The organism is Streptomyces sp. XH2, assembly GCF_049725035.1.
Taxonomy (GTDB): domain Bacteria; phylum Actinomycetota; class Actinomycetes; order Streptomycetales; family Streptomycetaceae; genus Streptomyces; species Streptomyces roseoverticillatus.
In genome coordinates this window covers 414,457-426,174 of the sequence record NZ_JBMMMZ010000005.1, presented here as the reverse complement: position 1 = coordinate 426,174, position 11,718 = coordinate 414,457, and the positions used below count along the sequence as shown (strand labels likewise).

Sequence of the window (11,718 nt, the reverse complement as noted above, 5' to 3'; positions counted from 1 at the left end):
GGGGACGGGCGTTGCGGTGCAACGCCGGCGCCGTGCCGTGGCAACTGCTGTTGGCCAGAGGGCTCCGATCAGTAGGGACGGGGACGTCCAGGGGGGCGCGGAGCGGTGGCAACGGGTGGCATCGTTGCGGTACTTCCCGGATCGCGAAGCGCAACGGGTCCGCGGCCCCTCATCCTGTGAATCCTGACCGGCTGTGAACCCTGACCGGCTGTGAATCCTGACTGGTCGGTGCGACGGTGGGAGCCTTGGCGGCTGCCGGGCCGGCGCAGGGGAGAGAGGAGGAGGCATGGGCGAGCTTCGGCCGCTGGGCGACGACCTGACCGACACGTCCAGGGCCCTGGCCCAGGCGTTGCGGGAGCTGTTCGAGGGGATGGAGGTGTCCGTGCGGCGCTACGCGGCCCGCCGCCGGCGCGATCCGGGAACGTTCTCGCGCTACTTGAACGGGACGCGGTTCCCCCCGTGGCAAGTGGTCATGGACCTGTTCGCGGACCTCGCCGAACACCGCGGAACCGCAGTCACCCCCGAGGCCATCGAGTTCGTACGCGGCCTGTACGGGTCGGCCGTCGACGCCGGCTCCTCACCCAAGCACGCGGTGGAGATCCTGGAGCAGCAGCTGGCCGACGCCGACCGGGTCTCGCGGCGCTCGACCGTCCGCGGCGACGTGCTGGGCGATGCGCTGTTGGACCGTACGCACCGCATCGCCGACCTGGAAGTGCGCCTGAACCAGCTGGAGGCCGACCGGAGCGCCGAGCGGGAACGCGCGGACAGACTCGCGGCGGCCCACCCCGACGCCTCCGAACTCCTGCAGGAACGCGATGCCCTGGAGGCCGAAGTGTCGCGACTGGGGAGGGAACTCCGCGAGGCGCGGGAACAGCGCGCCGCCGCAGAGGCCCGGTGCGACCTGCTCGAACGGCAGCTGGAGGCCGTCGAGCAGCAGCACGCAGCCCCTGCCCTGCCCACGTCGCTGCCCTCCGGTGCCTCCGGGCGGGACTCCGGCTCCGGCTCCGGAGCCGGAGCCGGAGCCGGAGCCCGTGCCTTGCCCAGGATCCTCATCGTCGACGACCAGCCGGACAACCTGCTCGCGATGAGAGCCGTACTGGAGACGCTCGACCAGGAGCTGGTCACCGTCTCCTCCGGGCGGGAGGCGCTCAAGGCGCTGCTCGACCACGACGACTTCGCGGTCATCATCATGGACGTGCAGATGCCGGAGATGGACGGCTACGAGACGTGCGCGCACATCAAGCGCCGGCCCCGCACCCGCGACGTGCCGATCATCTTCCTGACGGCGATGGGCGTGGACCCGGAACACTCGGCCCGCGGGTACGCGGCCGGCGCGGTCGACTACATCAGCAAGCCCTTCGACCCGTGGGCCCTGCGGGCCAAGGTCGCCGTGTTCACGTCCATATACCTCGAACGGCATGCCGCCGGCCGGTAACGCGGCGGCTGGTGACACGTCGACTGGTGACAGGCCGGCTGGTGACACGCCGGCCGGTGCGAGGCGCGGCCCCGGTCACCGGAGGTCGGCGAGGTCAGCCCGGGAAGCCGGTGCGAAGGGCGGCCACGGGCTCGGGCCGTCAGGGGGTGTCGCCGGTTGCGAAGGGCGGGACTTTCGTGATGGGTGGCGCGGGGGCGCACGGTACGGGCGCGCCGTGCCCCCCACGCGCCGTTGCCCCGATGGTGAGCCGGGATGAGCGCACCCGGCCATCCCCGGAACGGGGAACGGCCCGCACCGCACCGCCGTTGGCGGAGACCGTACGGGCGCGGGGGTGCCGGTGGCGGCCGATGTGCGGGCCCGGCCGCCCGCTTCCGCGTCACCCGTTCCGGTGATTGAGGCGCGACGGCTCTTCGCCGACTCTGGGCAGGGAAGACCCGTACCCGTATAGGCGTAATGAGCGCATACGGGATGTAGATGTATGCGGGACGCATACGGGGGAGGGCGTCACCGATGCCGGCGATCGCCGACGGAGCCGGCCCCGTGCCGGTGACCACGCAGCACAACGACAACCGGCGCACCGGCGCCAACCTCCACGAGCACACGCTCACCACCCACACCGTCGGCCCCACGACCTTCGGCAAGCTGTTCACCCGCGCCGTCGACGGCCAGATCTACGCCCAGCCCCTCGTCGTCCCCAAGGTGGACGTGCCCGGAACGGGCCCGCGCGACATCGTCTACGCGGCGACGATGCACAACAGCGTCTACGCCTTCGACGCACATGACCCCGCCGCCACCGCCCCGCTGTGGCGGGCCTCCCTCGGGCCGTCCGTACCGCTGCCCGATCCGCAGATCGGACCGTCCGGCTACCGCGACATCGCCGTCGAGGTCGGCATCGTCAGCACGCCCGTCATCGACACCGCGCGGCAGGTCCTGTACGCCGTGGCCTTCACGAAGGACGCCGAGGGCTACCACCACACCCTGCACGCCCTCGACCTCGGCACAGGCCGGGAGTCCCTCGGCGGGCCGGTCCGCATCGCCGCCGAGGTCCCCGGCACAGGCGAGGGCAGCAGCGGCGGCCGGATCGCGTTCGCCGGCAGGCGCCACATCCAGCGGGCCGCGCTGACGCTGGCCAACGGCCGGGTGTACATCGCCTTCGCCGCCTACGGGGACCGCCGCCCCTACCACGGCTGGGTCCTCGCCCACGACGCCGCGACCCTCGCCCTCACGAGCGCCTACGTGACGACGCCGGGCACGCGCATGGGCGGGATCTGGCAGGCGGGGCAGGGCCTCGCGGTCGACGACAGCGGCTGTCTGTACTTCATGACCGGCAACGGCGGATTCGCCGCCGACGGCAGCGAACTGGGCGACAGCGTCGTCAAACTCACCCCCGGCCTCGCCGTCGCCGACTGGTTCTCGCCGTACAACAACGCCGCCCTCGATGCCCAGGACGCCGACCTCGGCTCGGCCGGCCCCCTGCTCCTGCCCGGCACGTCACTGCTGCTGGGCGGGGGCAAGGAGGGCAAGTTCTACCTGCTCGACACCGCGGACATGGGCCACTTCCACGCAGGATCCGATGCCCAGATCCCGCAGAGCTTCTACGTCGTGAACCCCGACGGCAACCGCCACCACATCCACGGCGGGCCGGTGTACGGCGACTTCCCGGGCGGCCCCCGGGCCTACGTCTGGCCCGAGAACGCCTTCCTGCGCGCCTACCGCTTCGACGGCCGGCGCTTCGCCACCACACCGGTCTCCACGAGCACCACCACCGACCCCACCGGCGTCCCCGGCGGCTCACCGGGCATGCCCGGCGGCATGCTCTCCCTCTCCGCCCACCACACGGACCCCGCCACCGGCCTGCTGTGGGCCTCCCACCCGTACAGGGACGACGCCAACCAGGCGGTCGTGGAAGGAATCCTGCGCTGCTACCAGGCGACGGACCTCACCCGCGAGCTGTGGAACAGCAAGATGAACGCCACCCGTGACGACGTGGGCCTGTTCGCCAAGTTCGTGCCGCCGACCGTCACGGGCGGCAAGGTGTACGCGGCGACGTTCTCCGGCGCGCTGCACGTTTACGGGCTGCTCCCGCACGTTTATGGGCTGCACCCGGAACAGCGTCCCCGGACTCCCCGGAAGTGATCACATCGGCGTCCGATGCCCGCCGGAAGCGGCAGTGCGCAGCGGCCGGACTCGGCACCATGCATGACACGGACAGCGCACGGTGGACGCGGTCACGCACACGTGGGACCTCGCCCGCGCGGTACGGCTCGACGAACGGCTCGACGCGCGTACGGTGCGCTGGATCCTCGGCAACTTCACGTGGATCTATCAAGGCGTCAGCGAGAGCCCGATCGCGGACGGCAACCGCTATTACGGCCCTCCGACGGAGACGTCGCCGGCGGCGGACGCGTCCGAGCAGGACCGATTCCTCCACATGATGGGACGTACGCCGTAAGCCCGGCCGACTGCCGCGGCGCCCGGAAGTCTCCGTCGCCGGATGATGTCTTCCCACGCCATGGAACCGGGCTGCAATGTGGCTGTAGACCACATCGGTCCGGCCGGGGCCCCGGCCTAGGGTGCGGACATGACCGCGCCCCACTCCCCGAACACGCCATTGAATCCACTGAACCCACCGAATCCACTGAACCCACTGAATCCATTGAGTGCCCGGAATCCATCAGCCCTGGTGGACTCTTCCATCGAGCTGAGCGGGCGCACCGCGCTCGTCACCGGCGCCGCAGGCGGCATCGGAGCCGCCTGCGCCCTGCGGCTGGCCGCCGCCGGAGCCCGGGTCCGTGCCGTGGACCGCGACGCCCCCGGCCTGGACGCCCTCCGCGCACGGACGGAGCACCTGCCCGGCGCCGTCGAGGCCGTGCTGCTCGACCTCACCGACCTCGACGCCGCCGAGCAGGCCGCCGCCGGTACCGACATCCTCGTCAACAATGCCGGAACCCAGCTCGTACGCCCCATCCAGGACTTCCCGCCGGAGGAGTTCCGCGCCGTCCTCACCCTCCTCCTGGAAGCACCGTTCCGCCTGCTGAGGGGCGCCCTGCCGCACATGTACGAACGCGGATGGGGCCGCGTCGTCAACATCTCCTCCGTGCACGGGCTACGGGCCTCCGCCTACAAGTCCGCCTATGTCGCCGCGAAGCACGGCCTCGAAGGGCTGTCCAAGGTCACCGCCCTCGAAGGAGCGCCGCACGGAGTCACGTCCAACTGCGTGAGCCCCGGCTACGTACGCACCCCTCTCGTCGAGAAGCAGCTCGCCGATCAGGCCGCCCTCCACGGCATCCCCGCCGAGAGCGTCCTCACGGAGATCCTCCTGGCGGACTCCGCCGTCAAGCGCCTCATCGAACCCGGCGAGGTCGCCGAGGCCGTCGTCTACCTGTGCGGACCGCACGCCTCCTTCATCACCGGCAGCACGTTGACCATGGACGGCGGATGGACGGCCCACTGACTGACGGCCGCCCGGTGACTGGTGGGCTGTCCGCCGCCGGAGGTAAGCCTGTGCGCATGTCCGCCGATCATGCCGATCACGCCCATCCGGCCGATCACGCCGAGACCCCGTACCTCGCGCTGCTCGCCCGGGGAGCCCCGGCCGCCGAGTACGAGCGTCCGGTGCTGCGCGCCCGTGCCGACGGGGCACCGCCGGACCGGCTCGCCGCCCTCGACCGCGCCAAGCACCTGGCTCTGCGCGTACGGGCGGAGCTGGAGGACCGGCGGCGGCGCGAGGCCGAGTTGTCGGCCCTCTTCGCGACCGCCCACGACCTGGCCGGCCTGCGCGACCTCGACGCGGTGCTCCGGGCCATCGTGGAGCGGGCCCGCTCCCTGCTGGGCACGGACGTCGCGTACCTCACCCTCCACGACCCGGCCGCCGGCGACACGTACATGCGCGTCACCGACGGCTCGGTCTCCGCTCGCTTCCAGCAGCTGCGGCTCGGCATGGGGGAGGGGCTGGGCGGGCTCGTCGCGCAGACCGCCCGCCCCTACGTCACCGACGACTACTTCGACGACCCCCGCTTCCAGCACACCCGGACCATCGACTCGGGAGTCCGCGACGAGGGGCTGGTCGCGATCCTCGGCGTGCCGCTCCGGCTCGGCAGCCGCGTCATCGGGGTGCTCTTCGCGGCGGACCGCCGCGCCCGTGCCTTCGAACGCGGGCAGACGGCGCTGCTCGCCTCGTTCGCCGCCCACGCCGCCGTCGCCATCGACACGGCGAACCTGCTGGCCGAGACCCGCTCCGCCCTCGCCGGCCTGGAGGCCGCCAACGAGATCATCCGTGACCGCAGCGCCGTCATCGAGCGCGCCTCCGACGTCCACGACCGGCTCACCGCACTCGTGCTGCGCGGCGGCGACGTGCACGACGTCGCCGCGGCCGTCGCGGAGAGCCTGGGCGGGCAGGTCACCTTCCTGGAGGCCGGCCAGTGCCCGGCGGCCGCCGTGGACAGCTCCCGCGCCGTACGTCACGGGGACGGCTGGTACGCCGCCGTCTCCGCGGGCGGCGAACTCCTCGGAGCCCTCGCCCTGTCCGGGCACCACGTCCTCGACCCCGTCGACCAGCGCACGCTGGAACGGGCGGCCATGGTCACCTCACTGCTGCAACTCGCGGGCCGTCAGGCCGGGGAGGCCGAACAGCGGGTACGGGGCGAGCTCCTCGACGACCTCCTCGACGCGCCCGGCCGTGACCCGCGCCTCCTGAGGGAGCGGGCCGCACGCCTGCGCGCGGATCTGGACACGCCGCACGTGGTGCTGGCGGCGAGAGTGGCGGAGGGCGCAGAGGCTACGGAGCCGGACCCCGGCCCAGGCCCCGGCCCGGACCCCGGTCCGGGCCCTGCGGAGGGAGCCCTGTCCGCCGACCACCGGCAGCGACTGTTGTCGGCGGCGTCCCATCTGGCGGCGACCCGGCACGGCCTGGCCGTGGCCCGGGACGGCGGCACGGTGCTCCTGCTGCCCCACGACGGGCGGCACAGCGCGTCCGAGGAAGCCCGCCGCACCGCCAGGCAACTGGGAGCCGCGGTCCCCGCCGGTGTCACCGTGGGCGCATCCGCGCCCGTACCCGCTCCGGCGGCCGACCCCGGGGCCGTGGCCGCCGCGTACGCCGAAGCGAGGCGCTGCCTCGACGTGCTGCACGTGCTCGGCCGGGACGGAGACGGCGCGGCGGCCGACGACTTCGGCTTCGTCGGGCTGCTGCTCGCCGGGGCGGACGGCGGGGCCGGGAGCGGGGACCGCATCGGCCGGTTCGTCGACCGCACCATCGGGCCCGTGATCGCGTACGACACGCGCCGCGGCACCGCGCTCGTGCCGACCCTCGACGCGTACTTCGCCGGCGGGATGAGCCCGGCCCGTACCAAGGACTCCCTGCACGTGCACGTCAACACCGTCGCCCAGCGCCTGGACCGCGTCGGCCGCCTGCTGGGCCCCGACTGGCAGACGCCCGCCCGGGCCCTGGAGATCCAGCTGGCGCTGAGGCTGCACCGCCTCGCGGCCCCTGTCCCGGCGCCGGAGCGTCGAGATCGCGACGGCGGGTCTCCGGCGCGAGACCGACCGCGACCAGCGTGACCACGGCGGCGGCGATCACGTACAGGGCGACCGGCGTGCCGCTGTCGTACTCCGCGAGCAGCGCGGTGGCGATCAGCGGGGCCGGTGCCCCGGCGGCCACGGATGCGAACTGCGCGCCGATCGAGGCCCCCGAGTACCGCATCCGGGTCGCGAACATCTCCGAGAAGAAGGCGGCTTGGGGCGCGTACATCCCGCCGTGGAGGACCAGCCCCACGGTGACGGCCGTGACCAGCCCACCGAAGCTCCCGGAGTCCGCGAGCGCGAAGAACGGGAAGGCCCAGATGCCGATGCCCGCGGCCCCCATCAGGTAGACGGGCCGCCGCCCGATCCGGTCCGAGAGGGCACCCCACGCGGGGATGGCCGCGAAGTGCACGGCGGAGCCGATGAGCACGGCGTCGAGCGCGGACTGCTTGGGCAGCTGGGTCTGCTCGGTGGCGTAGACCAGGATGAACGCGGTGATGACGTAGTAGCTGATGTTCTCCGCCATACGGGCACCCATGGCGACCAGCACGTCGCGCCAGTGGTCCCGCAGCACGGCGACGAGCGGAGGCTTCTCCGGCTCGCCCGAGGCGGCCCGCGCGAGGGCGGCTTTGAAGACGGGCGACTCGTCCACGGACAGCCGGATCCAGAGCCCCACGATCACGAGCAGCCCCGACAACAGAAACGGCACCCGCCATCCCCACGACAAGAACGCCGACTGGGACGTCGAGGCAGTGAGCGCGGACAGCACCCCGGTGGCCAGCAACTGCCCCGCAGGAGCCCCGGTCTGCGGCCACGCGGCCCAGAAACCCCGCCGCCGCGCATCCCCGTGCTCGGACACCAGCAACACGGCCCCGCCCCACTCCCCGCCCAAGGCAAACCCCTGCACAAGCCGGAGCAGAGTCAGCAACACGGGCGCCAGCGACCCGACGGCAGCATGAGTGGGCAACACCCCGATGGCACACGTAGCACCCCCCATCATCACCAGACTCACCACAAGCAACCGCTTCCGCCCGACCCGATCCCCGAAATGCCCGAACACCAGCGCCCCGACGGGCCGCGCAACGAAGCCCACGGCGTAGGTGAGGAAGGACAGCAACGTCCCGACGAGCGGATCGGAACCGGGAAAGAACAGCTTGTTGAAGACGAGCGCGGCGGCGGAACCGTAGAGGAAGAAGTCGTACCACTCGATAGTGGTCCCGATGAGGCTCGCGACGACGATTCTGGGGAGCGAGTTGGGAGTTGGGGTGGGTGGGGGAGGGGTGGCCATGGTCATCACTTCCGGGTGGGCGAGGGACGCGTCATTGCGTCGCCACACGGTAGGAAGCGGCAGGTCAGGGGCCTATGTTGTGGGGCTACACAGTTTGGGGGAGAGGTGTGCGTGACGGGACCATGAGGGAGAGGGCGTAGGACGCTGGAATGCCTCAACTCGATCCAGAAATCCTGGCGCGAAAATTGTCCGAAGTTTGCATGGTTTGCGGATGGGGGTGCTGACTCCTGTGCTGGTTTGGTGCTGACCAAAACCGCACGTCAGCACCCCTGCTCACACCTCCCGTGCTGGATTGGTGCTGGTTACGCAGCGTTGAAGTAGGGCATTCTGTGCGGATCGCCCTGCTGTGACGATGGCCGTGGCCTCGGGGGTGAGTGCGAGGGCCCCGGCACGTAGAGATGGGGGACTGGCGGATCGGCTGGCTCCGCTCAGCAGTCTTTGCGTTCAGGGGCTGCGGGAAACGCTCGTCCGGCATCGTCGATCGAGCGATTCGATCTGGCCTTGACGGAGCTCTCGCCTGCATCCAGGCGGAGGTGTGGGAAGCCAACGGCGGCATCCTGGGGGTTGCGCCACGGCGGAGGTGAAACGCGCCGTAGGGGCCCATGGTCTTGGGCTCCAGGTCGCGCATAGCCAGGCCCCACTCCAGCTCCCCGTACTCGGCGAGCGTCATCGTCGCCACTGCCGGGCTCACGCCGCGCTGTGTGACGCGTTCCATCCGGTCGACCCATGCCTGGGCCTCGTCGGAATTGGGCAGCATCTGCGAGCGCGACAGGCGTTCGCGTGATGGGGGGGCGAACCAGCGCACCCGGGCCCGGTACGGGTTGGGGTTGCCCTCGCGGTACTCGATGTCGGTGGACAGTTTCACGCCGATCGGCGGCATCTGCTTGATCACCGGACGACCGCAGCGGGGTCGATCCGGCGCTGGGCGAGCCACTGCCGGATATCTGAGGCGCTGTACATAGCCACCAGACCATTGACCAGCGACTTCAAGTTGGCGGAGGCTCAGTGCTACACACCACATGGCCGAAGCTAGTACGAACACAGGACCCTGACGCCGGAGCCCTTACCTCCCTGAACAGCGTCGGGTCGGAAGGAGCGCGCGACGGACGAGTGCCCATCGGGCCCGGATTCCGGCGTTTCCGCAGGAGCCAGTGCACACGAAGGCGCGGACCCTGCAGACGGACCGTGTGACCGATCCGTCGGCGAGCTTCAAGGCCTGGGAAGTGAGGGCGCTCCGCGGCCCCCGGAGCGGTGAGTGGGCCGAGCCTCCCTGGTCACTTGACCGGGGTGAATCGCCACCTCTGACTGTCCTCGAGGGAGCCGTCGCGCTGGATGACGTTGGCGCCGCGTTCTGTGCTGCCGTCCGCCACGTCGAGGTACTCGTTGCTGCCGGCGTTGACGGCGATGTAGCCGGTGCGGTCGAGCTTGAGGATCCACACCATCCCCGTCGGCGGGTCCTGGTTCACGGGCACCTCCAGCTGGACGACGCTTGCCCCGTCGTCATTGCTCCCGCCGGCCACGGCCAGCGCCTTGCCGCTGCACCGGGCACGCAGGATAGCACTCGCTGCCCTCGCCGATCTCGGTGACGTCCCATATCTGGGCGTCGGTTCCGTTCGCGTCCCACTGGTGGACGTTGGCGCCCTCGTCCTTGCTCGCTCCGGCGACGTCCAGCACCTTGCCACTGTGGGCGTTGATGACGGTGTAGGCGCCCTTGAGTCCGGCCATGCCAGTTTTCCTCTCGATCATGGAGTGTGCGGCGGGAAGGTATCCGTGCCGAGAAGGGCGAGCAAGCAGGTGGGGTGATATTGAGCCGCGTCGCATGCCCGGGCATTCGGCGGAGCAGGCCACCCCGACCCACCGGGCACGTCCTCCAGGAGGCGCGCTCTACCCGCCGAGCTACGGGGGCTGACCTGCGTAAACGCTGAGCTTTCCCGGGGGCCGTTGCAAGCATGTTGCACACGCCGGGGATGCCCTGTCCGGGTGTGCAGCGGACCGTCCCGGAAAACCCTGCGATATATGCATCCCCTGGGAACGAACCTTACTTCTGCTGCTGTTGCGGCAGGTGGGAGCAAGGGGGAGCAGGGTGGCGGGCCTGAAGCTGTTCAGCATCAGGCGAGCAGAGCGTGGAGGAGATCCCCGCGGGCAGCGCGGACTGTGAGCGTGATCTGCAGGATCTCGTCGAGGTGCACATGGAGGAACTGCTGGGGGTGCGGTTCCTGGCGACCGACTACAGCACCGGGCCGCGGTATCGCGGGCGGATCGATTCGCTCGGCTTGGATGAGAACGGCGCGCCGGTGATCGTGGAGTACAAGCGGGCGCGGGACGCGAACGTGATCAGTCAGGGGTTTGTTCTACTTGTCCTGGCTGGTTGATCACCGGGGTGAGTTCCAGCTGCTGGTCCGAGATCGCCTGGGGAAGGAGGCGGCGTCGCAGGTGCTGTGGTCCGCTCCGCGCGTGATCTGTATCGCGGAGAGCTTCACCTGGTACGACCTTCATGCCGTCCACGAGATGGGACGCACCATCGACCTGGTCACCTACCGGTACTTCGGCGGCGGCCTCCTTGCCCTGGAGACCGTCGCCTCCGTCCAGGAACACAGCCCTACCCGCCGCACCGTCGCCAAGCGGCCGGCGCAGCCCCCCGCGTCTCCGGACGCTGGGAAGCGAGAGGGGCCGCTGGCGGAGGTGCGGGAAGCGCTGCACGAGAAGCTCCTCGCGCTGGGGGAGGACACCCATATGATGCCTACCGGCGTCTGCGGAACTTCACCTGCGTGGTGAACACCCGCCGGGATGCGATCGTGGTGTACCTCAAGGCTGGACCGGACGAGTTCGGCCTCGTCGACGGCTTCAGCCGCGATGTCCGCGGGATCGGACACCACGGCACCGGCGATATGGAGGTCCGCCTGCGCTCCAGGGCGGACCTGGAGCGCGCCGATGCGATGATCCGGCGCAGCTACGAGGTGGCGTAGAAGCGTTGATAACAGCGCGGGGCGCCCGCTGTACCGCAGCCTGGCGGTGGAAGTGGCAGGCTCGGTGGAGCCCCGCCTCCACACCACGAGGGGGGCGCATATGCCCAAGGATAGAGGGAATCCAGCCTTAGCTTATTCTTCAACCTCCGAATCGGCTTGCAGTCAGGCTCCGGGGTGCTAGCGGTGCTTCGTTAGCTTGGTACTCGTCTGGATCTTTGTTGGGTGTCGGGAGTGGGTAGTGGGCAGCCGCAGGTTGTGCAGGTTCCGGTCCAGCACCGCAGCAGGTCCTGGAGAGCGTTGAGGACCTGGTAGAGGGTTAGGCCGGTGTGCGGACTTTTGGGTCGTGCCGGTGGAGGGTGAGGAAGGCCTGGGCGGCGGTGACGAGGGTGACATGGTGGTGCCAGCCCCGCCAGGTCCGGCCCTCGAAGTGGTCCAGACCCAGGCCGTGCTTGAGTTCGCGGTAATCGTGCTCGATCCGCCAGCGCATCTTCGCCCACCGCACCAGGTCCTCG

10 protein-coding genes and 2 pseudogenes are annotated in these 11,718 nt (G+C 70.6%); 8 read left to right on the top strand and 4 right to left on the bottom strand.

Going from position 1 to position 11,718, the window contains the following annotated elements; all coding sequences use genetic code 11:
• Positions 1–286: 286 nt before the first annotated feature.
• From ACOTKD_RS13135 to ACOTKD_RS13115, 5 genes are all read left to right on the top strand, one after another.
• On the top strand, positions 287–1,435 hold the full coding sequence (locus ACOTKD_RS13135) for a response regulator (protein WP_424889074.1): 1,149 nt from the start codon (positions 287–289) through the stop codon (positions 1,433–1,435).
• Between the two features lie 510 nt (positions 1,436–1,945).
• Positions 1,946–3,571 carry a hypothetical protein gene (locus ACOTKD_RS13130; RefSeq protein ID WP_424889073.1) on the top strand — a complete coding sequence of 542 codons (1,626 nt, stop codon included), beginning with the start codon at positions 1,946–1,948 and terminating at the stop codon, positions 3,569–3,571.
• A gap of 82 nt (positions 3,572–3,653) precedes the next feature.
• Positions 3,654–3,887 (top strand): hypothetical protein, encoded by a 234-nt coding sequence (locus tag ACOTKD_RS13125; protein ID WP_424889072.1) that lies wholly within the window; start codon positions 3,654–3,656, stop codon positions 3,885–3,887.
• Positions 3,888–4,016: 129 nt separating this feature from the next.
• Positions 4,017–4,889 (top strand): 3-hydroxybutyrate dehydrogenase, encoded by an 873-nt coding sequence (locus ACOTKD_RS13120; RefSeq protein ID WP_424889071.1) that lies wholly within the window; start codon positions 4,017–4,019, stop codon positions 4,887–4,889.
• 56 nt (positions 4,890–4,945) lie between these two features.
• Positions 4,946–6,991: a helix-turn-helix domain-containing protein gene (locus tag ACOTKD_RS13115; protein ID WP_424889070.1), complete on the top strand. Its 2,046-nt coding sequence runs from the start codon at positions 4,946–4,948 to the stop codon at positions 6,989–6,991.
• A 7-nt stretch (positions 6,992–6,998) separates the two neighbouring features.
• Here the strand turns inward: ACOTKD_RS13115 and ACOTKD_RS13110 are convergent.
• From ACOTKD_RS13110 to ACOTKD_RS13100, 3 genes and pseudogenes are all read right to left on the bottom strand, one after another.
• A pseudogene (locus ACOTKD_RS13110) lies at positions 6,999–8,240 on the bottom strand (MFS transporter); the annotation flags it as partial.
• Between the two features lie 1,274 nt (positions 8,241–9,514).
• Positions 9,515–9,760, bottom strand: a complete 246-nt coding sequence (locus tag ACOTKD_RS13105) for an RICIN domain-containing protein (protein WP_424889069.1) — start codon at positions 9,758–9,760, stop codon at positions 9,515–9,517.
• The gene (locus ACOTKD_RS13100) at positions 9,741–9,965 is read right to left on the bottom strand and encodes an RICIN domain-containing protein (RefSeq protein ID WP_424889068.1); all 225 of its coding nucleotides are present in this window, start codon (positions 9,963–9,965) and stop codon (positions 9,741–9,743) included. The genes ACOTKD_RS13105 and ACOTKD_RS13100 overlap by 20 nt, the downstream gene beginning before the upstream one ends.
• A 398-nt stretch (positions 9,966–10,363) precedes the next feature.
• On the opposite strand from ACOTKD_RS13100, the gene ACOTKD_RS13095 reads away from it, so the two are divergent.
• From ACOTKD_RS13095 to ACOTKD_RS13085, 3 genes are all read left to right on the top strand, one after another.
• Positions 10,364–10,612, top strand: a complete 249-nt coding sequence (locus ACOTKD_RS13095; RefSeq protein ID WP_424889067.1) for a hypothetical protein — start codon at positions 10,364–10,366, stop codon at positions 10,610–10,612.
• An 82-nt stretch (positions 10,613–10,694) separates the two neighbouring features.
• On the top strand, positions 10,695–11,015 hold the full coding sequence (locus ACOTKD_RS13090; protein WP_424889066.1) for a hypothetical protein: 321 nt from the start codon (positions 10,695–10,697) through the stop codon (positions 11,013–11,015).
• Entirely contained in the window at positions 11,009–11,206 is a 198-nt protein-coding gene (locus tag ACOTKD_RS13085) for a hypothetical protein (RefSeq protein WP_424889065.1), read from the top strand. The genes ACOTKD_RS13090 and ACOTKD_RS13085 overlap by 7 nt, the downstream gene beginning before the upstream one ends.
• Before the next feature lie 316 nt (positions 11,207–11,522).
• On the opposite strand, the pseudogene ACOTKD_RS13080 reads toward ACOTKD_RS13085, so the two are convergent.
• Positions 11,523–11,714, bottom strand: a pseudogene (locus ACOTKD_RS13080) (transposase); the annotation flags it as partial.
• Between the last annotated feature and the right edge of the window lie 4 nt (positions 11,715–11,718).

Bases quoted from the DNA above. Each gene is read 5' to 3' on its own strand.
- ACOTKD_RS13115 (WP_424889070.1), top strand. From the start codon at position 4,946: ATGTCCGCCGATCATGCCGATCACGCCCATCCGGCCGATCACGCCGAG.
- ACOTKD_RS13135 (WP_424889074.1), top strand. From the start codon at position 287: ATGGGCGAGCTTCGGCCGCTGGGCGACGACCTGACCGACACGTCCAGG.
- ACOTKD_RS13100 (WP_424889068.1), bottom strand. From the start codon at position 9,965: ATGGCCGGACTCAAGGGCGCCTACACCGTCATCAACGCCCACAGTGGC.
- ACOTKD_RS13130 (WP_424889073.1), top strand. From the start codon at position 1,946: ATGCCGGCGATCGCCGACGGAGCCGGCCCCGTGCCGGTGACCACGCAG.
- ACOTKD_RS13120 (WP_424889071.1), top strand. From the start codon at position 4,017: ATGACCGCGCCCCACTCCCCGAACACGCCATTGAATCCACTGAACCCA.